General features: G+C 30.3%; 18 protein-coding genes and 1 CRISPR repeat array. Of the genes, 12 read left to right on the top strand and 6 right to left on the bottom strand.

What is annotated here, in order from left to right:
• The first annotated feature begins 623 nt into the window (after positions 1–623).
• The 4 genes from CW733_RS08795 to CW733_RS08780 all read left to right on the top strand — a co-directional run bounded on the left by CW733_RS08795 (position 624) and on the right by CW733_RS08780 (position 4,355).
• Entirely contained in the window at positions 624–1,337 is a 714-nt protein-coding gene (locus CW733_RS08795; protein WP_100996842.1) for a hypothetical protein, read from the top strand.
• Between the two features lie 38 nt (positions 1,338–1,375).
• Positions 1,376–2,452 (top strand): peptide chain release factor 1, encoded by a 1,077-nt coding sequence (gene prfA, locus CW733_RS08790; protein ID WP_100996841.1) that lies wholly within the window; start codon positions 1,376–1,378, stop codon positions 2,450–2,452.
• 116 nt (positions 2,453–2,568) lie between these two features.
• Entirely contained in the window at positions 2,569–3,384 is an 816-nt protein-coding gene (gene pyrF / locus CW733_RS08785; RefSeq protein WP_100996840.1) for an orotidine-5'-phosphate decarboxylase, read from the top strand.
• Positions 3,385–3,563: 179 nt separating this feature from the next.
• Positions 3,564–4,355, top strand: a complete 792-nt coding sequence (locus tag CW733_RS08780; protein ID WP_100996839.1) for an ABC transporter substrate-binding protein — start codon at positions 3,564–3,566, stop codon at positions 4,353–4,355.
• 636 nt (positions 4,356–4,991) lie between these two features.
• On the opposite strand, the gene CW733_RS08775 is transcribed toward CW733_RS08780, so the two are convergent.
• Positions 4,992–5,696: a DUF4197 domain-containing protein gene (locus CW733_RS08775; protein ID WP_100996838.1), complete on the bottom strand. Its 705-nt coding sequence runs from the start codon at positions 5,694–5,696 to the stop codon at positions 4,992–4,994.
• A 172-nt stretch (positions 5,697–5,868) separates the two neighbouring features.
• Positions 5,869–6,717: a formyltetrahydrofolate deformylase gene (gene purU, locus CW733_RS08770; protein ID WP_100996837.1), complete on the bottom strand. Its 849-nt coding sequence runs from the start codon at positions 6,715–6,717 to the stop codon at positions 5,869–5,871.
• A 180-nt stretch (positions 6,718–6,897) separates the two neighbouring features.
• Here purU and CW733_RS08765 point away from each other — a divergent pair, with 180 nt between their 5' ends.
• From CW733_RS08765 to cas9, 3 genes are all read left to right on the top strand, one after another.
• The gene (locus tag CW733_RS08765; RefSeq protein WP_100996836.1) at positions 6,898–10,335 is read left to right on the top strand and encodes a methylmalonyl-CoA mutase family protein; all 3,438 of its coding nucleotides are present in this window, start codon (positions 6,898–6,900) and stop codon (positions 10,333–10,335) included.
• Positions 10,336–10,637: 302 nt separating this feature from the next.
• Positions 10,638–11,111 carry an OsmC family protein gene (locus CW733_RS08760; RefSeq protein WP_100996835.1) on the top strand — a complete coding sequence of 158 codons (474 nt, stop codon included), beginning with the start codon at positions 10,638–10,640 and terminating at the stop codon, positions 11,109–11,111.
• Between the two features lie 209 nt (positions 11,112–11,320).
• Positions 11,321–15,625 carry a type II CRISPR RNA-guided endonuclease Cas9 gene (gene cas9 / locus CW733_RS08755; RefSeq protein WP_100996834.1) on the top strand — a complete coding sequence of 1,435 codons (4,305 nt, stop codon included), beginning with the start codon at positions 11,321–11,323 and terminating at the stop codon, positions 15,623–15,625.
• 354 nt (positions 15,626–15,979) lie between these two features.
• Positions 15,980–19,835: a CRISPR direct-repeat array (repeat unit 36 nt; unit sequence GTTGTGGTTTGATTAAAGATTAGAAAACACGATATT).
• 106 nt (positions 19,836–19,941) lie between these two features.
• Here cas9 and cas2 read toward each other — a convergent pair.
• Complete coding sequence (gene cas2, locus CW733_RS08745) at positions 19,942–20,271, bottom strand: CRISPR-associated endonuclease Cas2 (protein ID WP_100996833.1); 330 nt, start codon at positions 20,269–20,271, stop codon at positions 19,942–19,944.
• Positions 20,262–21,143: a type II CRISPR-associated endonuclease Cas1 gene (gene cas1 / locus CW733_RS08740; RefSeq protein WP_100996832.1), complete on the bottom strand. Its 882-nt coding sequence runs from the start codon at positions 21,141–21,143 to the stop codon at positions 20,262–20,264. The genes cas2 and cas1 overlap by 10 nt, the downstream gene beginning before the upstream one ends.
• A 264-nt stretch (positions 21,144–21,407) precedes the next feature.
• On the opposite strand from cas1, the gene CW733_RS16775 reads away from it, so the two are divergent.
• The 4 genes from CW733_RS16775 (at position 21,408) to CW733_RS08725 (ending at position 22,989) form a co-directional block, all read left to right on the top strand.
• Positions 21,408–21,650, top strand: a complete 243-nt coding sequence (locus CW733_RS16775) for a sigma factor (RefSeq protein ID WP_369806611.1) — start codon at positions 21,408–21,410, stop codon at positions 21,648–21,650.
• Positions 21,651–21,729: 79 nt separating this feature from the next.
• Entirely contained in the window at positions 21,730–21,948 is a 219-nt protein-coding gene (locus CW733_RS16770) for a sigma factor-like helix-turn-helix DNA-binding protein (protein WP_369806632.1), read from the top strand.
• 63 nt (positions 21,949–22,011) lie between these two features.
• On the top strand, positions 22,012–22,515 hold the full coding sequence (locus CW733_RS08730) for an antitoxin Xre-like helix-turn-helix domain-containing protein (RefSeq protein WP_100996831.1): 504 nt from the start codon (positions 22,012–22,014) through the stop codon (positions 22,513–22,515).
• A 3-nt stretch (positions 22,516–22,518) separates the two neighbouring features.
• Positions 22,519–22,989 (top strand): RES family NAD+ phosphorylase, encoded by a 471-nt coding sequence (locus CW733_RS08725; protein WP_100996830.1) that lies wholly within the window; start codon positions 22,519–22,521, stop codon positions 22,987–22,989.
• Between the two features lie 191 nt (positions 22,990–23,180).
• Here the strand turns inward: CW733_RS08725 and CW733_RS16765 are convergent, their stop codons facing one another.
• Complete coding sequence (locus tag CW733_RS16765) at positions 23,181–23,339, bottom strand: hypothetical protein (protein ID WP_369806610.1); 159 nt, start codon at positions 23,337–23,339, stop codon at positions 23,181–23,183.
• A gap of 94 nt (positions 23,340–23,433) precedes the next feature.
• Positions 23,434–24,639 carry an MFS transporter gene (locus tag CW733_RS08715; RefSeq protein ID WP_100996829.1) on the bottom strand — a complete coding sequence of 402 codons (1,206 nt, stop codon included), beginning with the start codon at positions 24,637–24,639 and terminating at the stop codon, positions 23,434–23,436.
• Positions 24,640–24,914: 275 nt separating this feature from the next.
• Between CW733_RS08715 and CW733_RS08710 the strand changes: the two genes are divergently transcribed.
• Positions 24,915–25,457, top strand: coding sequence for a DUF4252 domain-containing protein (locus CW733_RS08710; protein ID WP_100996828.1), 543 nt, complete (start codon positions 24,915–24,917; stop codon positions 25,455–25,457).
• Positions 25,458–25,459 lie beyond the last annotated feature (2 nt).

Below are 25,459 nucleotides of genomic sequence, written 5' to 3'. Positions count from 1 at the left end.
ATTTATGGTTTCTGCAGATATACTAAACCATATATGACAGAGATTTATTCTCTCATAAAAAGGATAGCATTTTCTATACTTTCTGTTAGTGTTTTATACTTTTAGGCTATAGATATATATATATCCTTTTATTTATGCATTATAGAAGAAAAAGAACGATGATGTAAATAAGTTGTTTTAAGAAATCAGTTTTCCTTACTTTTATATAAAACCTTTTATTAATAATAAAAAACTACAAGTTATTAAAGAGTCAATTGCGTAAAGAGTTGCAACTAATTTAAAATTAGAAACTCCAACCATTTTATAGAATTTTAATTTTCTTCGCATGCTTCTATCGTTAATCATTAGCAAAAATAAGAGCATTAAAAACAATTTGGTTAATAATGCACAAACTATCCCAGGATTATAGATAGTTATTAAAATAGTAACCACAAAAGACCATATGGCAATTGGTTTGTAATAAAATAGTATGGCTCTAAATTGGTTTAACATAGCTCATTTATAACGAAAGTTGTTGCGAAATATTTTAAACGATAATTAACCTTTATAAGTATAAAATATTGCTTTTTTTAGAAAAAATAATAATTAGTATCTTCGTAGACCCAAATCATAACCTATTTACTTTGTACTATCAAAAGCTATTATACTCTATAGCAGTTACTTTATTTTTAACTGGTCTTTATACTGTTTCAGAGATGCCATTCGGCGCTTATGTCGTTCATACAATGATTACATCATTAATATTCACACTTGTTTCCTTTTATATAGGTTGTTATAAACATAAAATAGCGGCAATTATTATGCTTTTGTTTGTAGTTTTCGATATGCTTACAATTTTTGCGGAAATTCAAATAATAATAAAAATAGCCATAGTAGTTCGTGCTACTATATTTTTATTATTATGTAGTTTAATAGTAAAAAAGATTAATGTAAAAGCGCGAAGCTATTCTATGATTTTAATTTTTTCTACAATAGCATTGTTAAATGGATACTTAGTTTATTTGTTAATTTCTTCAGTCGATATTCACAAGTTTGGTTTTGTTAATAGAGCTTTTTTTATAATTCCAAGTATTATAATGATTGTAATGTGTGTGTTTTCTGCAAATTATAATTTTAATAGATTCCACTTACGTTCAACACTATTTTTATTAGCAACGTTTTGTATTGCGTTTGCAGATATTTCAATGTTTTGTGGGTATTTCTTAGAGTTTAAATACATGTTTTATTTAGAACGGTTTTTTACTGTTTCAGCATTTTTAACTTTTGTAAACTACGTTATGTTAGAGAACAAAAAAAGAGCACAAAATTCAGTAGAGAAAAGCGTTTATTATTATTGATTTTTTATCGTATTTTTGCTCGATAACGCAAAATATTTATGTTAGATAAATTACAAATAGTAAAACAACGTTTTGATGAGGTTAGTGATTTAATCATTCAACCAGATATTATCTCAGATCAAAAACTTTATGTTGAGTTAACTAGAGAATACAAAAGTTTACGTTTGTTAATGGACAAGCGTGAGTTATATATAGAACAGACAAATAATTTAGCTGAAGCTGAAGAAATAATTGCAGATGGTAGTGATGCTGAAATGGTAGACATGGCTAAAATGCAATACGATGAAGCAAAAGCTGAAATCCCAAAATTAGAGGAAGAAATAAAAGTACTTTTAATTCCTAAAGATCCACAAGATGCTAAGAATGCAGTTGTAGAATTACGTGCAGGAGCAGGTGGAGACGAAGCAAGTATTTTTGCAGGAGATTTATTTAGAATGTACAGCAGATACTGTGAAGCTAGAGGGTGGAAAGTAGATACTGTAGATTATAGTGAAGGTACAAATGGAGGTTTTAAAGAAATTCAATTTGAAGTTTCTGGAGACGATGTTTATGGAACTTTAAAATTTGAAGCAGGTGTACACCGTGTGCAGCGTGTGCCACAAACAGAAACACAAGGTCGTGTACATACAAGTGCTGCTACAGTAATGGTGTTTCCAGAAGCCGAAGAGTTTGATGTAGTTGTTGAAGCAAAAGATGTAAGAGTCGATTTCTTTTGTTCTTCTGGACCTGGAGGACAATCGGTAAACACAACCTATTCAGCAGTACGTTTAACGCATATTCCAACTGGATTAGTAGCACAATGTCAAGATCAAAAATCGCAGCATAAAAATAAAGAGAAAGCTTTTAAAGTTTTACGTTCACGTTTATACGATTTAGAGTTAGCTAAGAAAAACGAAGAAGATGCTGCCTTAAGAGGCACAATGGTAACTTCTGGAGATAGAAGTGCTAAAATTAGAACCTATAACTATTCTCAAGGACGTGTAACAGACCATAGAATTGGGTTAACACTTTACGATTTACAAAACATTGTAAATGGAGACATTCAAAAAATATTAGACGAATTAATGCTAGCCGATAATACCGAAAAATTAAAGGCTAATAGCGATTTATTGTAAATATTAAGCCTCTTTATAGAGGCTTTTTTATTATAAAAAAAAGTTAAACTATTTGTTACACCACCCACAAGTGCAACGTTTGTTGTAGTGTAATGTGGAACTCACAATTTTAAAGCATGACAACACAGCAACTAACAGCAGAAATTAAAAAAAAGAACTCTTTCTTATGTATAGGGTTAGATGTCGATTTAAATAAAATTCCACAGCATTTATTAGAAACCGAAGATCCAATTTTCGAATTCAATAAAGCGATTATAGAAGCAACTCATCATTTATGTGTAGCCTATAAGCCTAATACAGCCTTTTACGAAGCTTATGGTATTAAAGGATGGCAAGCATTAGAGAAAACAATAAAATACTTAAATAAAAACCATCCTGAAATTTTCACTATTGCAGATGCTAAAAGAGGAGATATTGGCAATACAAGTACTATGTATGCAAAAGCATTTCTCGAAGACTTAGCGTTCGATAGTGTTACCGTTGCACCTTATATGGGAAAAGATTCTGTAGAACCTTTTCTAGCATTTAAAGATAAGCACACTATAATGTTAGCATTAACATCTAATGCTGGAGCATTCGATTTTCAAACAAAAACAGTAGAAGGTAAAGAGTTGTATAAACAAGTTTTAGAAACATCTAAAAACTGGGAGAACTCAGAGAATTTAATGTACGTTGTTGGAGCAACGAAGGCTGAGTACTTTGCAGATATTAGAAAAATAATTCCAGACAGTTTTTTATTAGTTCCAGGTGTTGGAGCACAAGGCGGAAACCTTCAAGATGTATGTAAATATGGAATGAGCGATAATGTTGGTTTGTTAATTAATTCTTCAAGAGGAATTATTTATGCTTCAAACAATGAAGATTTTGCACAAGCAGCAGCTATTAATGCAAAAGACTTACAGCAGCAAATGGAAGCTATTTTAAATAACTAATGTCATTGCGAGGAACGAAGCAATCTCTAAATAAGTAGTTAAATTAATCTAGTAACTCAAATAGTATTGCAAATATTACTGTCATTACGAGGAAGTATGACAAATAAATCTCATCATTTTAAGCGTTCCTGCTATTCATAGAGCAGCGAATAATCTCATAAAAAGAAGATATATCTTAAATGAAAATGAAAGATCAAATAGGTAGACAATTAAATATAGATACTATTCCAAAGCGAATAATCTCACTCGTACCATCGCAAACCGAATTACTTTACGATTTAGGTCTAGAACATTCCATAGTTGGCATCACTAAATTTTGTGTACATCCATTTCATTTTAAAAGCATAAAACAAATAGTAGGAGGTACAAAGCAAATTAGTATAGAGAAAATAAAGGCACTTAAGCCAGATATTATTCTTTGCAATAAAGAAGAAAATACTAAAGATATAGTAGAAGCTTGCGAAGCCATTTGCACAACTCATGTGTCAGATATTGTAACAATAGAAAATTGTATTGAAGTCATTAACCAATATGGAGAAATTTTCAATAAGCAAATAAATGCTCAAAAAATATCAGATAAAATAAATGTTAATTTAAAAGATTTTAAAACATTTATTAAAAGCAAGCCAACTTTAAAAGCAGCTTATTTTATATGGCGAAATCCATGGATGGCAGCAGGAAGCGGAACATTTATAAATCACTTATTAGAATTAAATAAATTCGAGAATATTTATAAAAATTTAGAACGCTATCCAGAAATAGAATTAAAAAATTTGCGATTAGAAGGCGATCCTGAAATCGTGTTATTATCCAGCGAACCTTATCCATTTAAAAACGAGCACGCTTTAGAAGTTGGCAGTGCATCTCAACATGCAAAAATCATTTTTGTAGACGGAGAAATGTTTTCGTGGTATGGCTCAAGGCTTATAAAAGCATTTAACTATTTTAAGACGCTACGTGAAAATTTTTAGGATGTTTTTTTATTATGTACAACTTCAAAAGACTGTACAGTCTTTTCTTTTATTGCACTTAAATTTAAGGTCTTATTTAAATTAGGTGTTATTCTTCCAACTTTACAAAAATGTGTACTCATAGCTCTTTTTATATAAATACGAGTAATTTTCCTACTTAGACGTCCAAAAGTAAAAATGATAATTTTTATACTGTAGAATACGAATTATCGAGAGATAAAAACTTAATTTTATTTAATTTGTGCAACAATTTCATGACTTATAAATTTATAATCATCACCAAGTGCATGATCTATTTGTCTAAGATTATATCCTTCTTTTGCTAATTACTTATAACGGTTTTGTAGTTTTTGTTCATGAGATAGTAATAGGTTACTTCTGTTCATGGCTAATTTGGTGTTAGTCAAATAAAAACACATTAAGTATTGATATATAGCAATATATGTCAGTAAAACATTTTTTTAGCCATAAAAAAAGCCAATCATAATTTATAGATTGGCTTTCATTATACTAAACTAACTAACTCAAGTAAAATTGAAGAATAATACTTGAACTACAAAAGTATAGAAATTACTCTTTTTATATGTTATCTAAACTTTAGTTTAACATTATTAATGTGTATTGTTTAAAGAAAATTTAGTCCTGCAAAGCAAAAACTTTTTGTAACAAACTAGTTGTTCTAGAGCCTACTTTCTCTCTAATTTCTAATTCCTCTACAGCAATCATTTTGTAAACACCTTTTAAAGCTTCAGTAGTAACATAATCTGTTAAATCTGGATTTACATTATTAGTAAATGGTATTGCATTATATTTATTAATTAAGTTAGACCAAATCTGGTCTGCACCAACTTTAGCAAAACTATTTTTAATCACAGGATTAAATTTAGCATAAAGCGCAGTTTGTGTTTTCTCGTTTAAGTATTGTGTAGCAGCATCTTTGTTACCTAATAAAATGTTTTTAGCATCATTAAACGTTATGTCTTTAACAGCATCAATAAATATAGGCGTTGCTTCGCTTACAGCGTCTTCTGCCGCACGATTTAATACCTTTATACCATCGTCTGCTAAACTTCCTAATCCAATATCTCTTAAAGCTTTGTCTACTTTTTGTAACTCTTCAGGTAGTAAAATTTTTACTAATTCGTTATTGTAAAATCCATCTTTAGACGTTAGTTTACTAACCTGTTTGTCAATACCTAAATCAAGTGCTTCGCGCAATCCGTTACCAATATCTAATTGAGAGATACTTCCATTACCTTGAGGTAATTGGTTTACAACCTGCTGTAATTCTGCACAAGCAGATAAATTTAATACTAATAAAAGGGCAATAAATTTTTTCATCTTTTGTTATTTTAGCGGTAAAGGTAATAATTATTAGAGCAAATATTTTGTTAAAACTGTTTCGCAAGCTACACAGTTTTAAAAAATACCGCGTTTTCCGTTATATCTTTTTTTTGCCATATATGGCAGCAAAAAAAAGGATGCCACCGCAACCGCTTTCGCAAAACCACTGTTACGAGAAAATAACCGTTTTATTATTAAACACCATCACCTTACGTTTTATGTGTAATTTAATAGCATTAGCCAATACAACGCGCTCTAAGTCACGTCCTTTTGCAATTAAATCTTCAATAGTGTAAGTGTGAGATACACGCTCTACATCTTGTTCTATAATTGGTCCTGCATCTAATTCCTTGGTTACATAATGGCTTGTCGCTCCAATAATTTTTACACCACGTTTATAAGCAGAATGATAGGGTTTTGCACCTACAAAAGCTGGTAAAAACGAATGGTGAATATTTATAACCTTATTAGGGAACTTGCTAATAATTTTACTAGATACAATTTGCATGTAACGTGCTAAAACAATAAAATCGACACCATGAGAATCGCATAACTTTAATTGTTGTACTTCGGCTTCAGCTTTAGTATCTTTTGTAACAGGAATATGATAAAACGGAATCTTAAAACTATCTGCAATAGGCTTTAAAGTATTATGATTGCTAACAATAAAAGGGATTTCTAAATCCAATTCACCCGAATTATAACGACCTAGTAAATCGTACAAACAGTGATCGTATTTAGACACAAATAAAGCCATTTTTGGTTTGTCTTCAGCATCATAAATACGCCATTTCATATTAAACCGTTCAGCTAATTCAGTTTTAAAATTAAGAGTAAAACTTTCCATAGAAAAGGAAGTAAATTCACTCTCTAAACGCATAAAGAAAATGTCTTGTTCTCTATCTACATGTTGGTCTATGTAAACAATGTTTCCATTGTTGTTAGCTATAAAATTAGTGACTGTTGCAATAATTCCAGATTGATCTTTACAGTGTATTTGTAATGTTATTTTTTTCATAGAAAACTTGTTCTTTCATTTCCATTCTTAAGGAAATACGATGACTATTGACCATACTAAAGTAGTGTAAAAAGAGTAGTGTAATTTTGTTCATTAAAACTTTTAGATAATTGTAGATTTTAGAGCGAATTTTTTGAATATTCCGTAAATTGCAAGCCTAAATCAGATTATTTTTTCCGAATGATACAAGCAACACCATACAAACCAAAATATAAAGTTAGAATAGTAACAGCAGCAGCCTTGTTTGATGGGCATGATGCATCCATAAATATTATGCGACGCATTATCCAATCTACAGGAGTTGAGGTTATCCACCTTGGACACGATAGAAGTGTAGACGAGGTTGTAAATACAGCCATTCAAGAAGATGCAAATGCTATATGCTTAACCTCTTATCAAGGAGGACACAACGAGTATTTTAAATACATGTACGACCTTTTAAAAGAAAGAGGAGCAGAACATATTAAAATCTTCGGTGGAGGAGGAGGTGTAATTTTACCTTCGGAAATTAAAGATTTAATGGATTATGGTATTTCACGAATTTACTCACCAGACGATGGTCGTGAAATGGGATTACAAGGCATGATTAACGATTTGGTACAACAATCAGACTTTGCCATTGGAGATAAATTAAATGGTGAAGTAGCATTACTACCTACAAAAAATGCAAAAGCAATAGCGAGAGTTATTTCTTCGGCTGAAAATTTTCCTGAAGTTGCAAAAAATGCTTTAGAGGAAATTCATTTAAAAAATAAAAATTCTAAAACACCAGTTTTAGGAATCACAGGAACTGGAGGTTCAGGAAAATCGTCTTTAGTAGACGAGTTAGTACGACGTTTTCTTATAGACTTTCCAGAAAAAACAGTTGGTTTAGTTTCTGTAGATCCTTCAAAACGTAAAACTGGAGGTGCACTTTTAGGAGATAGAATACGTATGAATGCCATAAACTCACCACGAGTTTATATGCGTAGTTTGGCTACACGCCAAAGTAATTTAGCATTATCTAAATATGTAAATGAAGCTGTACAGGTTTTAAAAGCTGCGGAATATGATTTAATAATTCTTGAAACTTCTGGTATTGGGCAATCTGATACAGAAATTATGGAGCACAGTGATGTTGCTTTATACGTTATGACACCAGAATTTGGTGCAGCTACACAGTTGGAGAAAATAGATATGCTTGATTTTGCAGATTTGGTAGCCATTAATAAATTCGATAAACGTGGTTCTTTAGATGCGTTGCGTGATGTGAAAAAACAATACATGCGTAATAATCATCTTTGGGATGTGCATCAAGATGATTTACCTGTTTATGGCACAATTGCATCTCAGTTTAACGATCCAGGAATGAACACGCTTTACAAAGCGATAATGGATAAGTTAGTTGAGAAAACTGAATCTAATTTAAAATCGACTTTTGAAATTTCGGAAGAAATGAGCGAGAAGATTTTTGTGATTCCACCAAGTAGAACACGTTACTTATCTGAAATTGCAGAAAGTAATCGTGCGTACGATAAAACGGCTTCTACTCAAGTTGAAGTTGCACAAAGACTTTTTGGTATTTATAAAACATTAGAATCTGTACTAAACGTCATTGCGAGTGAAACGAAGCAATCTCTTTTAGATAAACATGGCGTAAATAGTGATGAGATTCAGAATCTAGTTACCGAAGAAAATAAAGACTTTGTGAGATTACTTCTTGGAGAGTTCGATCGTGTAAAACTAAACTTAAACCCACACAATTGGGAGGTTATAATAGGTTGGGACGAGAAAGTAAATAAATATAAAAATCCTATCTATACTTTTAAAGTAAGAGATAAGGAAATAAAAATAGAAACACATACAAAGTCATTATCGCAAAGTGATATTCCAAAGGTAGCTTTACCAAAGTATCAAGCTTGGGGAGATATTTTAAAATGGTGTTTACAAGAAAATGTGCCAGGAGAATTTCCGTACACTTCAGGATTATATCCTTTTAAACGTACAGGAGAAGATCCAGCAAGAATGTTTGCAGGAGAAGGAGGTCCAGAACGTACAAATAGACGTTTTCACTATGTAAGTGCAGGTTTACCAGCGAAACGTTTATCTACAGCTTTCGATAGTGTAACACTTTATGGTAACGATCCAGATTTACGTCCAGATATTTACGGTAAAATTGGTAATGCAGGAGTTTCAATTTGTTGTTTAGACGATGCTAAAAAACTGTATTCTGGTTTCGATTTAGCACATGTAATGACATCGGTAAGTATGACTATTAATGGTCCAGCTCCAATGTTATTAGGTTTCTTTATGAATGCTGCTATAGATCAACAATGTGAGTTTTATATTAAGGAAAACGGACTAGAAAAAGAAGTAGAAGCTAAAATTGCTAAACTATATAAAGGCAAAGAGAGACCAAGTTATAATGGCGATTTACCAGAAAGCAATAATGGTTTAGGTTTAATGTTGTTAGGTGTTACTGGAGATTTGGTTTTACCAGCAGACGTTTATGCCGAAATTAAAAAGAACACTATTGCTCAAGTTAGAGGAACGGTTCAGGCAGATATTTTAAAAGAAGATCAAGCGCAAAACACCTGTATATTCTCTACAGAATTTGCATTGCGTTTAATGGGTGACGTACAAGAATATTTTATAGAAAATAATGTGCGTAACTTCTATTCGGTTTCAATTTCTGGATATCATATTGCAGAAGCAGGAGCAAATCCAATCACGCAATTAGCATTAACATTATCAAACGGATTTACTTATGTAGAGTATTACTTAAGTCGTGGAATGGATATTAATAAGTTTGGGCCAAACTTATCGTTCTTTTTCTCGAATGGTATCGATCCAGAATATTCTGTAATTGGTCGTGTGGCTAGAAAAATATGGTCTAAAGCTTTAAAGCATAAATATGGTGCAAATTCTAGAGCACAAATGCTTAAATACCATATTCAAACGTCTGGTAGAAGTTTACATGCTCAGGAGATTGATTTTAACGATATTCGTACAACGCTACAAGCATTATATGCTATTTACGATAATTGCAACTCGTTACACACTAACGCGTACGATGAGGCTATTACAACACCTACAGAAGAATCTGTACGTCGTGCAATGGCAATACAATTAATTATTAATAAAGAGTTAGGATTGGCTAAAAACGAAAATCCTATTCAAGGTTCTTTTATTATTGAAGAATTAACCGATTTAGTAGAAGATGCTGTTTTAACAGAATTTGACAGAATTACAGAAAGAGGAGGCGTTTTAGGAGCCATGGAAACCATGTACCAACGTTCTAAAATTCAAGAAGAAAGCTTGTATTACGAAACATTAAAGCATAATGGAGAGTTTCCTATAATTGGAGTAAATACATTTTTGAGTTCTAAAGGATCACCAACGGTTATTCCAAAAGAAGTGATTCGTGCAACCGAAGAAGAAAAGCAATTTCAAATTAAAACACTAGAGCATTTACATAAAGCAAATGATACTGATGTATTACTAAAAGAACTTCAGCAGAAAGCCATCAAGAATGAAAATATTTTTGAAGCTTTAATGGAAGTTTGTAAAGTATGTTCTCTTGGAGAGATTACAGCTTCGTTATTTGAAGTAGGAGGACAGTATAGACGTAATATGTAAGCAGAGAACCACGTTTTACTTTTGTAAAACGTGAGTGAATCGCTTATGCTGAGCGTAGTCGAAGTATCTCAGAGAATCCATTTTTCGTTTTTACGAAAAATGAGTGAATATCTTATCCTAAATTTATTTTGGGATCTCATAAAAAGGATTAACCTTTAAGAGCGTCGTTTGTAATTCAGAACAAAGTGAAGAATCTTAAAAAGAATCGTTTGTCTTTCAAAGCGTAGCGAAGAATCTCAATAAATTTAAAAAAAAGCGTTTCAAAATGGAACGCTTTTTTTACATCAAAAAACTAAAATAATATGATTCAAAATCACACCTTTAAAGCAAAAGTAAACTGGACAATAAACGAAGGCGGAAGCACTCGAAATCCAAGAAATTTCAGTAGAAATCATAGCGTTACAATTGCTAATAAGGCAGCACTACTACAAATGTCGGCTGCAAAACCATTTAGAGGAGACGATACGTTGTATAATCCAGAAGATTTATTGTTATCTGCTTTAGCATCTTGCCACATGATGTCTTATTTATATGTTTGTGCTCAAAATAATATAGAGGTTTTAAGTTATACAGATACTGCAGAAGGCGATTTAGAAGTAAAAACTACAGGTAGCGGAAGTTTTAAAAGAGTACGATTAAAACCAATAGTTACAATAAAGGATACTACACAAAAAACACTAGCGCTTAGTTTGCATGAAAAAGCAAACAGTTTATGTTTTATAGCCAATTCGTGTAATTTTCCAATTTCTCATGAGGCTTTAGTTTTTGTAGGTTAGTATTTTAAATGAATAACAAAAAAAAAGTCCTACCGAAGCAGGACTAAAGATTTTCATCTACGGCATATAGCCTTATTGTGATAAGATTAAAGATTAGAAATTTTAATCTGAAGTAAATGTACTATATTTTTTTTATAAAAACAATGAGGAAAACCGTAAACTACTCATTTTGTTTTATTGTAGTTTTATTGTTTAAATATAGCTAGTTAATGAATAAGATATTAGGATTAGATTTAGGAACCAATAGTATTGGTTGGGCAATTGTAGAAAAAGAGAAAAGCGAAAAAGAATATTCTTTAATAGACAAAGGTGTTCGAATATTTTCGGAAGGTGTTAATATTGAAGCAAAAACAAGTAGCGAGAGCTCAAAAGCAGCACAACGAACTGATTATAGAAGTGGTAGAAAACTAAAATATAGAAGAAAACTTAGAAAGCTAAGGCTATTAAAAGTTTTATCAGACAATAACTTATGTCCAACACTTTCAGACGAAGAATTAAATCTTTGGCGTTATAAAAAAATCTATCCAGAAAATGATGGCTTTAGATTATGGCTAAGCACAGATAATCAAGACAATGAAACAGAACGGAAAAAACAAAATAAAAACCCTTATGCATTTCGTTATAAAGTCTCAACCCAAAAATTAGATTTAAATACGACTGTTGAAAAGCATGAATTAGGCAGAGCTTTGTATCACATGGCACAAAGACGTGGTTTTTTAAGTAATAGATTAGATACTTCGGACAATTCGATTATTGAAGAAAAAAATAGCGAAATTGAAGATATTATTCAGCAATGTAATACTTCTGAAGAATTGCTTAAAATATATAATGAATTTTTAGAAGTTTATGATAAATCAGATGCATACAGTAAGGCATTATTTACTTTAGGTAGAGCTTTTAAAACCATTTTAAAAGAAAACGTAAATGCAGAATTTGTTGCAATTAAAGAAAAGTTATTAGAACGATTAAATCGCAAAGAATTTTTAGGCAAAGTTAAAAGTGCTATTAGTGATTTGTCTGCAAAAATAGAAGAAGCCAATTGCAATACTTTGGGAGAATATTTTTATGGCTTACATAAAGAAGGACTTAGAATAAGAAACAATTACACCCATCGTGAAGAACATTACTTACACGAGTTTCATGTTATTTGCGACCAACAAAATCTTTCAACAATACTAAAAAAAGAAATTGAAAATGCTATATTTTTTCAAAGACCATTAAAATCGCAAAAAGGATTGGTTGCCAAATGTCCTTTAGAGAACGACAAGGCTTGTGTGCCAATTTCTCATCCAGATTTTGAATTGTTTAGAATGTATGGTTTTATTAATTCAATTAAAACAAAGCCAATAGATGAAGACAAGTTAAGGTTTTTAAATACCGAAGAAAAGTTAATTATAGCACCACTTTTTTATAGAAAATCGAAGCCTAATTTTGATTTTGAAGAAATATCTAAAAAATTAACTCCTAAAAATTTAAAATCAGGCTATTATAAAGACAAGAATACAAAAGATTTTGATATTTTATTCAACTTCGGAAGCTATACAAATGTTAGTGGTTGTCCAACAATTGCAAATTTAAGATCTGTTTTTGGTGAGGATTGGAAAACCTATTTAATTCAGAATTTCAAAAAAAAGAATAAAGACAATTCTAATAAAACAGAAGATCAAATAATTGATGCTATTTGGCACATCCTTTTTAGATTTGATAAAACCGAAAAACTAAAACAATTTGTAATAGATTATTTAGGTTGCGATGAGGTAACTGCTATAAAATTTTCAAAAATAAAATTAAAACAAGACTATGGTTCTTTAAGTTTAAAGGCTATTCGTAATATTTTGCCTTATTTAGAAAAAGGATTGTTGTATTCGCATGCCGTTTTTCTTGCAAACATGAAAACTGTTTTGCCTAAAGAGGCTTGGAATAATGAAACAGATAGACATGTTATTAATAAAGAAGTGTTTTCTATAATAGACAATTTTAATACTTATAAAAATAGAGTTGACATTGTTAATGGGTTAATTAAAAAGGTAAAAGACAATAAAGAAACCTGGAGCGATAACAATACTTTTGTAATTGAAGCCTATAAAAAAGACATAGTTAGAAATATTCAAGACTATTTTGGATTAAAACGTTGGGATTCATTCTCTGAAGAAAAACAAAAAAAACTTTTAAAAGATAGTTTTAGTGTTTTTTCTTCTCAAATGAAACTAAATTCTGGGCGAGGAGAATTTTTGAAAAGAGAAACATTAGATGAGCGTGTAAAAGATTTTTTAAGAGATAACTTTAATATTGAAGAAGATAAACTTAAAAAACTCTATCATCCGTCTGCAATAGAGGTTTATAACAAAGCAAAACGCAGCGACAAAGACGAAAAACTGTATTTAGGGAGTCCGCTAATATCATCCATTAAAAACCCAATGGCAATGCGAGCCTTGCATCAACTGCGTAAAGTCATTAATCAATTAATAAAAGATGATGCTATAGACGAGAATACTATTGTACGTATTGAAATGGCAAGAGAACTTAAAAGTGCTAACGAAAGAGTTGCTATTAGGCAATGGCAAAATGATTTGCAGAATAATAGAAAAGAGTATGTTGGTGCTATACGAAAACTTTATAAAGAAGATTGTGGTTTAGATATTGAACCATCTCAAGATGAGATTTTAAAATACCAATTGTGGTTAGAGCAAAATAGAGTATGTCTTTATACAGGGAAAAGTATTGGGATTTGTGATTTTATTGGCGCAAACCCAAAATTTGATATTGAGCATACTGTTCCAAGAAGTAAGAGTTTAGATAATTCTCAAACCAATAAAACCTTGTGTTGCTCTATTTATAATAGAGACATTAAAAAAGATAAAATACCTACAGAATGTAGTAATCATGAAGAAATATTACCACTAATAAAACATTGGTATGCTAAATATAAAAACTTAGAAACTCAAATTAGAGATATTACTAAAAAAGTAAGAGTTGCAAGCACAAAAGAAGGTAGAGATAGTTACATCCAGAAAAGAGCCAAATTACGTTTCGAATATAATTATTTAAAGCATAAATACAGAACGTTTACAATAACTGAAATTCCAAAAGGATTTAAAAACAGTCAATCTGTGGATATTGGAATTATTAGTAAATATGGTAATTTATTTTTAAAATCGTTATTCATAAAGGTGTATCCTGTAAAAGGAAAAACAACATCAAATTTAAGAGATATTTGGGGATTAGATAAAAAGGAAAGAGTTAACCATGCGCATCATGCTAAAGACGCTGTAGTAGTTGCGTGTTGCTCCAAAGATATAAATGATGCTTTAGCAGAATATTATCATAATTACGAAGATTATAAATTTTACGGAAAGCCAAAACCTTCTTTTAAACATAGAATCCCATGGAAAGGCTTTAATAATGATGTTAAGAGCTTTGATGTTAATACATTAATTAGTCATCACACACCAAATGTTTTACCAATACAAAGTAAAAAAGCAATACGTAAACAAGGTATTATACAAAGAAACGAAAAAGGCGAAATTAAATACAAACAAGGTGATACTGTTAGAGGAGCATTACATAAAGAAAGTTTTTATGGCGCTATAAAAAGAGAAGAAACCAATAAAAAAGGAGAAGTTGAAGATGTAATAAAATATGTTTTAAGAAAACCGTTAGAAAGTTTTTCGGATACAGATTTAAAAAACATTGTAGACGATACAATTAAAGCAATTGTTATAAATGGTCGTAGTCAAGAAAATATATTAAAGAAAGAAATTGAAACTTTTAAAAAACAAATTAATAAAGTAAATGATGCCGAAGAGCAAATTATAAAAGCTCAAATAGAAATATTATCTAATAAAATTAAGAATGAACTTTATGTATTACCAAACAAAAATGGAAAACCAGTACCAATTAAAAAAATTAGATATTTTACAACAGATGTAAAAGCGCCATTAGAAATTAAAAAGCATCGGGATATTTCTAGACATGAGCATAAGCAACATTATTTTGCTAAAAATGATAGTAACTATTGTATGGCAATCTATGAAGGTGTTGATGTAAAAGGAAAAGTAAAAAGATCGAATTTGTTAATCAATAATTTAGATGCTGGAAGCTATTTTAAAAAGAGTAATACAGATAATGAAATTTACCCAATAGCACCAGAAAAGGATGAAAACAATAATCCGTTAAAATATATTTTAACAAAAGGTAAAATGGTTCTTGTTTATGATAAAACACCTAATGAGTTGTTTGATATGGAAGGATCTCAATTGTTAGAACGTTTATTTCAAATTACACAAATGGATGTAGAAGCTTCGTGTATTAAGCTCTTGCATCATAGTGAAGCTAGAGAAAAGAAGTCATTAACGTCATTTATGGGATTAAAATCTGGAATGAAAGGTGGTAAAAATATTGGTGAACATAAAAAATTTCCATGGATAAAAGTTGGTGTTAATAGTTTTGATTGCTTAGTGGAAGGTTATGATTTTAGAATTTCCGCTTCAGGAAAATTAGAATTTGTAAATTAGAACTAGACAAAGTGTTTCCTTATCTAAAAAAAAAATGATGAATAGTTTTTAAAAAAACAAGTAGCAGAAGATGAGTTTAATAGTAAAAGTGAAGCTATTAACTATCTCATGAAACAAGCGCGAAATTAAAAAGGATATTATAATTTCATACGATTAAAAATAGAAAACGGAGAGAAAGTCAGTTTTGTCTCAAAACAAACTAAAGAGGAGTTTTTGACTGAAATTAAGAGTAGTATAGATAAAAAGAAATATACATAATTTATTCACAAACGTTCATTGACATAAATCTGATTATCTTAAACAGTCAAACCACAACGAAAAATTGACCTTTTTAATTTTTTGCAACGATTTTTCGTTGTGGTTTGATTAAAGATTAGAAAACACGATATTCTTCTACACATTCTATATCCGTCACCAACTGTTGTGGTTTGATTAAAGATTAGAAAACACGATATTTCAGTTCTGCTGGTATATAGTCCAGGAGTGGTTGTGGTTTGATTAAAGATTAGAAAACACGATATTGGAAAAACATAATACATTTTAGTAATGGTAGTTGTGGTTTGATTAAAGATTAGAAAACACGATATTATTATCACCCTATTTTGTTCTAACACAATAGTTGTGGTTTGATTAAAGATTAGAAAACACGATATTAATGTTTGGCAAAGATATAGATAAAGAAAGGTTGTGGTTTGATTAAAGATTAGAAAACACGATATTGTAAGAAGTAATGTATATAATAAACGAGGAGTTGTGGTTTGATTAAAGATTAGAAAACACGATATTACATCTTCCTCTGGTTCTGTACCTTCGTAAGTTGTGGTTTGATTAAAGATTAGAAAACACGATATTAACTGGAAGACATATAAACGAGTTCTTTAAGTTGTGGTTTGATTAAAGATTAGAAAACACGATATTTTTTTATTGTTTGTTATATAATCGTAATACGTTGTGGTTTGATTAAAGATTAGAAAACACGATATTATAACAATAAAGTTTATAGGTGTTTGAATAGTTGTGGTTTGATTAAAGATTAGAAAACACGATATTTAAAAAAGCCTACCTATATAAACGTAGGTAGTTGTGGTTTGATTAAAGATTAGAAAACACGATATTGTTTCGCTCGCTTTCAGTCGCTACACTACTGTTGTGGTTTGATTAAAGATTAGAAAACACGATATTAATAACAATACTAGATACAGTTCTTATAAGTTGTGGTTTGATTAAAGATTAGAAAACACGATATTTTACGTCTTTATGCTTATCTATATTGCTAAGTTGTGGTTTGATTAAAGATTAGAAAACACGATATTGGTAATCTTATTAAAGGTCGTGACGACTTAGTTGTGGTTTGATTAAAGATTAGAAAACACGATATTTTTCATTGTTGTTTTTAAATGCTGGTTACGTTGTGGTTTGATTAAAGATTAGAAAACACGATATTACTAACAAAAAAAGTAACTTTAACTATATAGTTGTGGTTTGATTAAAGATTAGAAAACACGATATTGGCAATTTCTGTCGCGTTGAACAAAGCTTAGTTGTGGTTTGATTAAAGATTAGAAAACACGATATTTAGATAAATCAAGAGGGTTTAATATTGATAGTTGTGGTTTGATTAAAGATTAGAAAACACGATATTTTACAGAAATTATTGATGTACCAATTGCAGTTGTGGTTTGATTAAAGATTAGAAAACACGATATTTGTACAGAATAAATCTGTCACTTAGTTCTTGTTGTGGTTTGATTAAAGATTAGAAAACACGATATTCCTTTCTTGTCTGTAGTAACGTGTACTATGTTGTGGTTTGATTAAAGATTAGAAAACACGATATTTACTTACATCTCTTTGTTTGGATGGTTTAAGTTGTGGTTTGATTAAAGATTAGAAAACACGATATTAACTTAATAGAAAAAGAACTCAAGCTCAGAGTTGTGGTTTGATTAAAGATTAGAAAACACGATATTCCACCGTCTACACTTTCTCCTAATCTCCAAGTTGTGGTTTGATTAAAGATTAGAAAACACGATATTAGAAATGATGGAGATAATAATGGAGAGTATGTTGTGGTTTGATTAAAGATTAGAAAACACGATATTGGAAACTACTTATTAATGAGTGGTGCATGGTTGTGGTTTGATTAAAGATTAGAAAACACGATATTAAGTTTTCTTACTTCGTTTACATCATCAGGTTGTGGTTTGATTAAAGATTAGAAAACACGATATTTCAAAAAGAAATACAAAGCTAATAGGCAAAGTTGTGGTTTGATTAAAGATTAGAAAACACGATATTTTTATAACCTCTTTTTTCTAATACTTCACTGTTGTGGTTTGATTAAAGATTAGAAAACACGATATTTTTTTCTCCAGATCGCATAACATCGAAAGGGTTGTGGTTTGATTAAAGATTAGAAAACACGATATTTTAGGTGAGTTAGGTTTAGGTTCTTTATCAGTTGTGGTTTGATTAAAGATTAGAAAACACGATATTAGAAGCACGGAACAAAGCATTAACTATACCGTTGTGGTTTGATTAAAGATTAGAAAACACGATATTGTTTCCCAACAACGAACTATACTATTAATGGTTGTGGTTTGATTAAAGATTAGAAAACACGATATTTTTAGTCTCTTTAGTAGATTTAAGAAAACAGTTGTGGTTTGATTAAAGATTAGAAAACACGATATTAATTTTATATCACTTACTTACTTGGATAACGTTGTGGTTTGATTAAAGATTAGAAAACAAGATATTAAGGTGGATGCTATAAACACGTCTGTAAAGTTGTGGTTTGATTAAAGATTAGAAAACACGATATTCCCATTATGTCGTTTCGCATTCCGTCAATAGTTGTGGTTTGATTAAAGATTAGAAAACACGATATTGTAAAACACAAACACATGTACACAGAAGCAGTTGTGGTTTGATTAAAGATTAGAAAACACGATATTAATCATTGCAATCTAAACTCTTGTCTTTAGGTTGTGGTTTGATTAAAGATTAGAAAACACGATATTCATTGCTAAAAGAAATGTAGCCAAAGCCAAGTTGTGGTTTGATTAAAGATTAGAAAACACGATATTACCTTTTGTCCGTATCAATAGAAAGTATATGTTGTGGTTTGATTAAAGATTAGAAAACACGATATTCGACAACACGTAAATAAGCAGTGTAAGCAAGTTGTGGTTTGATTAAAGATTAGAAAACACGATATTTTTTAGTTGTTATTTCTTTTACAAATCTACGTTGTGGTTTGATTAAAGATTAGAAAACACGATATTAATAATGTATTTTAAGCCTAATGTAATAACGTTGTGGTTTGATTAAAGATTAGAAAACACGATATTTAAACTCTTACAGCGAAGAGAGAAAACAAAGTTGTGGTTTGATTAAAGATTAGAAAACACGATATTTTGCTTAGATTTTTCAAATGCGTTTTCTAAGTTGTGGTTTGATTAAAGATTAGAAAACACGATATTTAATAGTCAAGATATTACTAAGAATACTTCGTTGTGGTTTGATTAAAGATTAGAAAACACGATATTTAGAATTAGATATTAAAGAATCTAATGATCGTTGTGGTTTGATTAAAGATTAGAAAACACGATATTGCTACTGTTCTTATATACCAAGGATGGTAGGTTGTGGTTTGATTAAAGATTAGAAAACACGATATTCTGCATCTACGTAATAAGACCATGGGTGTGTTGTGGTTTGATTAAAGATTAGAAAACACGATATTGAAAAAGATTTCCATTGAGAAACGGCAAAAGTTGTGGTTTGATTAAAGATTAGAAAACACGATATTTTAGTTACAGAAGTGTCTAACCTATCTGCAGTTGTGGTTTGATTAAAGATTAGAAAACACGATATTTACAAAGGAATAAGAATATAGTAGCTAAGAGTTGTGGTTTGATTAAAGATTAGAAAACACGATATTCTCCACCTATTGCGCCAATTACTAACAAGGGTTGTGGTTTGATTAAAGATTAGAAAACACGATATTTAGAGCAGCAAGCAAACACATACGGGCGTGGTTGTGGTTTGATTAAAGATTAGAAAACACGATATTGTCTTTAAATTATTTTTAAACGGAGCAGAAGTTGTGGTTTGATTAAAGATTAGAAAACACGATATTATAACCACGTAAAGCAGGAAGCACAGTGTCGTTGTGGTTTGATTAAAGATTAGAAAACACGATATTAGTTGGCTTGTTACCTTCTGTTATTCAGTAAATTAAATATAAATATCGTTTAAAAAAATGCTTCTTTTTTGCAGTGATAAGGCAAGATTGTTGCATTTTTTTGTTTTTAAAATAGTTCTAATTGTGTTGGTTGTGGTGTTTTTGGCGCTTCAGCTCTTCCCCAAAAATTCATAATATTTCCAAATTGTTTATCTGTAATACGTAAAATACTCACTTTGCCCAAAGGCGGTAATAATGCTTTTATACGTTTTTCGTGTGCATCGGCACTTTCGCTACTAGCGCAATGGCGCATATATACAGAGTATTGCATCATATTAAACCCATCTTTAAGTAGGTTTTTTCTAAAGCCAGCAGCATTTTTTCTGTCTTTAGCTGTGTCTGTTGGTAAATCGAAGAAAACAAATAACCACATAATTCTATAACCGTTTAATTCCATAATTTTGGATACTTAATTTTTTTGCGTTCTCCAGTGTAGCATTGCTGTAAAGAGCTTGCGGTTTTTTGCAAACCAAGCATAAGTATGGTTTTTTCGGTTTTAAAATATACTGTTCTGGTAAGTATTTGTAGTAATATGGATTTTGTTTCTGTTGTTAATTCTTGCTCGTCATAATTTTCCATTATACTATAAACGGCTTCATCTACAATTGGTCTGTAAGGTTCCATAATATCATCTGCTAAAGCAAATGCATTGTATTTATTTTTATGGTGTATGCCTAAAGTATTTAATAGCCCGCTTCCAGAAAGAGCTCTTGCAGTTGCTGCACGTAAAATGGCGTATCCATAATTTAAAAAATTATTTGGATAGTTACCAAAACGCTCTCTTTTAAAATCTAGACTAAAAAAAGACTTCCAATAAAAATTAGCAGCAACACCTTCCATATTTGTTGTGTCTCCACTTTTAACTTTGCTTGCTAAATACTTAAAAGTGTTTTCTTTTCCTGTAATTGTATTTAATAAAAATCCTTGATTTTTAATTTTTTCTTTAACCGTTTGTTCCCATAATTTTTTTTTGAGAGGTAAGCTGGCATCTATTTGTTTTTTAAATAGTTGTTGTTGTATGTGGTGGCCATTAAGGTTTAATAACATGCCATTAGGTAAGTGTTTTTCATTACAAAAAATAATAGCTACATTGTTTTGGGTTAAGCAATTTATTGCAGGAATACTAATGTAAATTTCGGCATGATCTAATACTAAAAAGCCTATGTCTTCAATAGGTATGGTAGCTTTTCTTACCTCATTTTCTATATGTAGTTGTAATAATTTTAATTGTATTTTACTTTTTCGCTCTACAAGAATTGTCTTTTTCATGTTGGTTGTTTTGGTTAACAAAAGTTAAGGCTATTTTTTTAAGTAAAATAAAATGAAAGTAGTCGCTTTTTTTTGCATCTTTTTAAAACATTCTGCGTCTATTATATAAACTTAAAATTAGATATCATGAAAAATAAAGAATGTACTTGCAACTGCAAAGGTTGCTCTAAAGGAAACTGTGCTAATTGTACATGTTCTAACTGTAATTGTTAAAATAAAAGTGGGTTTAAAGGAATATGCTTTTAAACCGACTAATTTAAAACTATGACTACACAACATGTTTGGCAAAGTTATTCTCAAGACTTAAAACACTTTATTTTAAGTAAAGTAAAAGATCCAGCAATTACGGATGATATTTTGCAGGATACTTTTATTAAAATTCATACAAAATTAGAAACGCTTAAAGATGAATCTAAAGTGAAAGCTTGGGTTTTCTCTATTGCTAGATATTCGGTTTTAGATTATTTTAAGTCTACAAATTTAACTTTTGAGATTGCTAATTCTTAAACTGAAACATTTATAGAGGAGTCTGTACATACAGAAAAAGAATGCTTGTATGGTATTATAAAGCGCTTGCCTAAAAAGTATAGAGATCCATTATTTCTTTTCGGATATTAAAGGTTTAAAACAAGCTGAAGTTGCAAACCAATTACACGTTAGTTTACCAACGGTAAAATCGCAAATTCAACGTGCAAGAAAGATGGTGGCACAAGGTTTTAAAGACTGTTGTGGTTTTGTAGAAAACGATAAAGGAGTGTTAATAGGTGAAATACAGGAGAAAAAAGACTGTAAGATTTGTAATTAATAGTTGGCTAAATGTTTTTTAATCACGACAAAAAGGGTTATATTTGTGTAAAATGTCGCAATTATGAAACAATATAAACAAGACAACAGTATTCAAAATTTAGCAAACGAGCCAGAAGCATTCTACGGCTTAGATAACAAATACGATAGAATTATAAGTGTTTTAGGAGGTAGTACAAGTATTTCTCAAGATATAAGTAGCGATTTCGATCTTATTCAAATTACAAGAAAAGGGTTGCCAAAATCGGCTGTTTTAACGTTAAGTAAATTGTTAGGGGTTTCTATGGAGCGCATGAGTGATTTAATTCATATTTCGCATCGTACCATACAACGCAAAAACGATAGCGATTTATTAAATGTATACAGTACAGAGCAAATTTTAGAGATTGCGCAAGTGGTTTCTAGAGGTATCGAAGTTTTAGGAACGTTAGATAATTTTACATCTTGGCTACATAGCGATATTCGCGTTTTAAATTATAACAAGCCTATTAGTTTACTAGATACTAGTTTTGGTACTGCTTTAATTTTAGATGTTTTAGGTCGTATAGAATTTGGTGTTTACTCTTAATACATGCGCGTATTTAGAATAGCAAAAAAGCAATATTTAGAAGATTTATCTGGAGAAGGTTCTCGATTGTTTGGAGGACGATGGAATAAAAAAGGCATGGCTATGCTTTATTTTTCGGATAGTCTATCTACCAGTCTTCTTGAAGTTTTAGTGCATTTAGATTTTAAGCATCTTACTAATGATTTTGGTTACATTGAAATAGAGATTCCTGATGCGTTAATTGATACTAAATTAAAATTAAAAGATCTAAACGATGATTGGAGAGATAATCCACCAAGAAATAGCACTGTAAATTTAGGGTCAGCATTTTTAAAAGCTAATAAAAAATTAGGCTTAAAAGTGCCATGTACTATTCTGCCAATGGCAAGCAATATTTTAATAAACCCAAGGCATAAAGATATCTCTAAAATAAAAGTGATTAAAGTCGAAGATTTAGATATAGATAGTCGTCTGGTTGTGGATGGGAAGCTTTAAAAGTTAAAAGAGAAATTATTCCAATTGTAAAAAAGAACATTTCCATTTTGTGAATTTTTAATTAAATTTAATCTATTCGCCAAGGCGGATTTTTCCTGTTATCATCAGCCTTAAACAATATAATGCTATTACCATCTGGATCTTGCAATTTAGCTTGTCTCCAAAGCCAAGATTCATCCTTAGGTAATTGATTAAGTGTTATTCATTTTTTTCTTAAGCTCTTGAACTAAAATATCTAGATTTTTATCTTCAAAATATAATGTTGTATTGTTGTTCGATGGTGTTTCAGAAAAATAAATAGATAACGTTGCCTCACCATCTGGACATTCTAGTCTAGCGTAACGAGGCAATGCATCTACTATTAATTTTAAGCCTAATTTTTTATAAAAAGGAACTAATGCGCTTGTATTATTTGTAGCTATTGCGATTTGGTTTAAGTTTATTTTATGCTGCTTTTTTCTTCATATATAATTTTAAAATAAATAATAAAAGCACGCATAAACCCGACAGAGCTGTCATTATTGTCCATGTATTGTTAAAACCAATACCTGATATTGTTTGCAATCCTGCATTAAAACCAAAAACGCTAGCCACAGAAAAAGACATAATATACATGGCCATATATTCGCCTTGATTTCCTTTCTTGGCTTGTTCCATTGCAAAAGAATTTGAAAACGGAAATGCAATCATTTCTCCAATAGTCATTAATAACATTCCAATTATTATAACGCCAGACCAAGTTGTAAGGTTTAATACAAGAAAACTTAAGCCTACTAAAAAGGCTCCAAATAATATTAATCCAATTTTGTTATAACTACTTTTTTCGAGCCAGCTTATTAAAGGCATTTCAAATAGAAATATAAAAAAACCATTAGCTCCTAATAATAAACCAATTTCAATTTTGTCTAATAAGTGCACATCTCTATAATACAATGGCATTGCAGAAAAGTATTGGAAAAATATTACAGCAAAAATTAACATAGCAAAAAAGAAAATCATAAACGCTTTATTACTGTACACAGATTTTGGATTTTCTACTTCTATTTTATCTTGCACTACTGTTTTTTTAGGGTTTAATACTTTAAATAGAACAAATGTTGCTAAAATACATGTAATGCCATCTGCCCAAAATAAACCAGAATAACCCATAATGGTAATTATTATTCCACCTAAAGCAGGACCAGCCGAAAATCCAAGATTTATTGCTAAACGTATTAATGTTACACTTCTTGTTTTGTTTTCGGGTTTACTATACGCACTCATTGCTACAAACATTGCAGGCCTAAAAGTGTCTGCAACTATCATTAGAAAAAAGATGCCAAAGCAAAAGGATTCAAATGTTTTTAAATATTGAACAGCAATAAAAATAAGACCAGTAAGGAATAAGCTACCTACCATAACTTTATAAAAACCAATAGAGTCTGTTAGTTTTCCACCAATCCATGTTCCAATTACAGAGCCTAAACCAAAACACGTCATTATCCAACCAACATTTTCTAAAGATAGATTTAAGTCTTCTGTTAAATAAATTGATAAAAACGGAATTACCATTGTTCCTGCACGATTAATAAAAGTAATTAGTGCAAGCCACCAAACTTCTTGAGAGAGGCCTTTAAATGTTTCGAAATAGTTGTTAAATAATTTTTTCATGGTTTGGTTGGTTTTTTGTTTATTTCATTTACTAAAAGTTTAATTCGTAATAGTCTTAAATTAAAAAAGTCCAACTACGAAGTTGGACTTTTAATATTGTATTAATCGATATTTATATCATTACAAAATATAGCAAGCCCAATCTGTATCTCTACAAGAGGTTTGTTTTCTATAATATGTAATGACTAAATTCATTTTATTTATCTTTTCAAAGTATAAAATTAAACAAAAAAAGTAATAAGTTGTACTTTTGGAATGAAATAAATATATTCTTTATGAAGAAAATAGTTTTAATCTTTAGTGTTTTTCTTTTGCTTTTTTCTTGCGGAAGTGCGTCGTTTCAAGGTTTTTACAATAACCATAAAACAGATTTAGGAGCTACTTCTTTTCAAGTGCCAAATGTTATGAAAGCACTTTTAAGTTCGGTTTCACCAGAAACAAAAAGTGTAATTGGTAATCTTCAAGATGTAAAATACATAAAGCTTAATAGTGTTTCTTCTTTTAGAAGACAACAAATAATAACAGAAATAAATGCGGTTACAAGTGCAGGATATTTAGATATGTTTAGAGATAACCAGGTTAATAACACGCGTATTATTTCGGTTAAAGAAAATGGTAATGTACTAACAGATGTTATTCTTTTTAATTGCGACGAAAAAGAAGCAACTGCATTTTATTTACAAGGTCGTTTTGATCCAGATAAGATTAAAACACTGTCTGAAGTGAAAAATTTTGATGCCTTATCTTTAGATTTATTACAATCTTATAAATCGAATATGAGTCCTAGTTTAAACCCATCTTTCAACCCAAATAATTAAAA

Source organism: Lacinutrix sp. Bg11-31 (assembly GCF_002831665.1).
In the GTDB taxonomy this organism is placed as follows: domain Bacteria; phylum Bacteroidota; class Bacteroidia; order Flavobacteriales; family Flavobacteriaceae; genus Lacinutrix.
The sequence above is the reverse complement of the archived record's forward strand: the minus strand, read 5'-3'. Positions and strand labels throughout refer to the sequence as shown.

What these genes read in the sequence shown, in the direction of transcription:
- cas2 (WP_100996833.1), bottom strand. Translation starts at nt 20,271, where the DNA reads ATGGAATTAAACGGTTATAGAATTATGTGGTTATTTGTTTTCTTCGAT.
- CW733_RS08730 (WP_100996831.1), top strand. Translation starts at nt 22,012, where the DNA reads ATGAAACAATATAAACAAGACAACAGTATTCAAAATTTAGCAAACGAG.
- CW733_RS08765 (WP_100996836.1), top strand. Translation starts at nt 6,898, where the DNA reads ATGATACAAGCAACACCATACAAACCAAAATATAAAGTTAGAATAGTA.
- CW733_RS08715 (WP_100996829.1), bottom strand. Translation starts at nt 24,639, where the DNA reads ATGAAAAAATTATTTAACAACTATTTCGAAACATTTAAAGGCCTCTCT.
- pyrF (WP_100996840.1), top strand. Translation starts at nt 2,569, where the DNA reads ATGACAACACAGCAACTAACAGCAGAAATTAAAAAAAAGAACTCTTTC.
- CW733_RS08780 (WP_100996839.1), top strand. Translation starts at nt 3,564, where the DNA reads ATGAAAATGAAAGATCAAATAGGTAGACAATTAAATATAGATACTATT.
- CW733_RS08710 (WP_100996828.1), top strand. Translation starts at nt 24,915, where the DNA reads ATGAAGAAAATAGTTTTAATCTTTAGTGTTTTTCTTTTGCTTTTTTCT.
- CW733_RS16775 (WP_369806611.1), top strand. Translation starts at nt 21,408, where the DNA reads ATGACTACACAACATGTTTGGCAAAGTTATTCTCAAGACTTAAAACAC.
- CW733_RS08725 (WP_100996830.1), top strand. Translation starts at nt 22,519, where the DNA reads ATGCGCGTATTTAGAATAGCAAAAAAGCAATATTTAGAAGATTTATCT.
- cas1 (WP_100996832.1), bottom strand. Translation starts at nt 21,143, where the DNA reads ATGAAAAAGACAATTCTTGTAGAGCGAAAAAGTAAAATACAATTAAAA.
- CW733_RS08760 (WP_100996835.1), top strand. Translation starts at nt 10,638, where the DNA reads ATGATTCAAAATCACACCTTTAAAGCAAAAGTAAACTGGACAATAAAC.
- purU (WP_100996837.1), bottom strand. Translation starts at nt 6,717, where the DNA reads ATGAAAAAAATAACATTACAAATACACTGTAAAGATCAATCTGGAATT.
- prfA (WP_100996841.1), top strand. Translation starts at nt 1,376, where the DNA reads ATGTTAGATAAATTACAAATAGTAAAACAACGTTTTGATGAGGTTAGT.
- CW733_RS08775 (WP_100996838.1), bottom strand. Translation starts at nt 5,696, where the DNA reads ATGAAAAAATTTATTGCCCTTTTATTAGTATTAAATTTATCTGCTTGT.
- cas9 (WP_100996834.1), top strand. Translation starts at nt 11,321, where the DNA reads ATGAATAAGATATTAGGATTAGATTTAGGAACCAATAGTATTGGTTGG.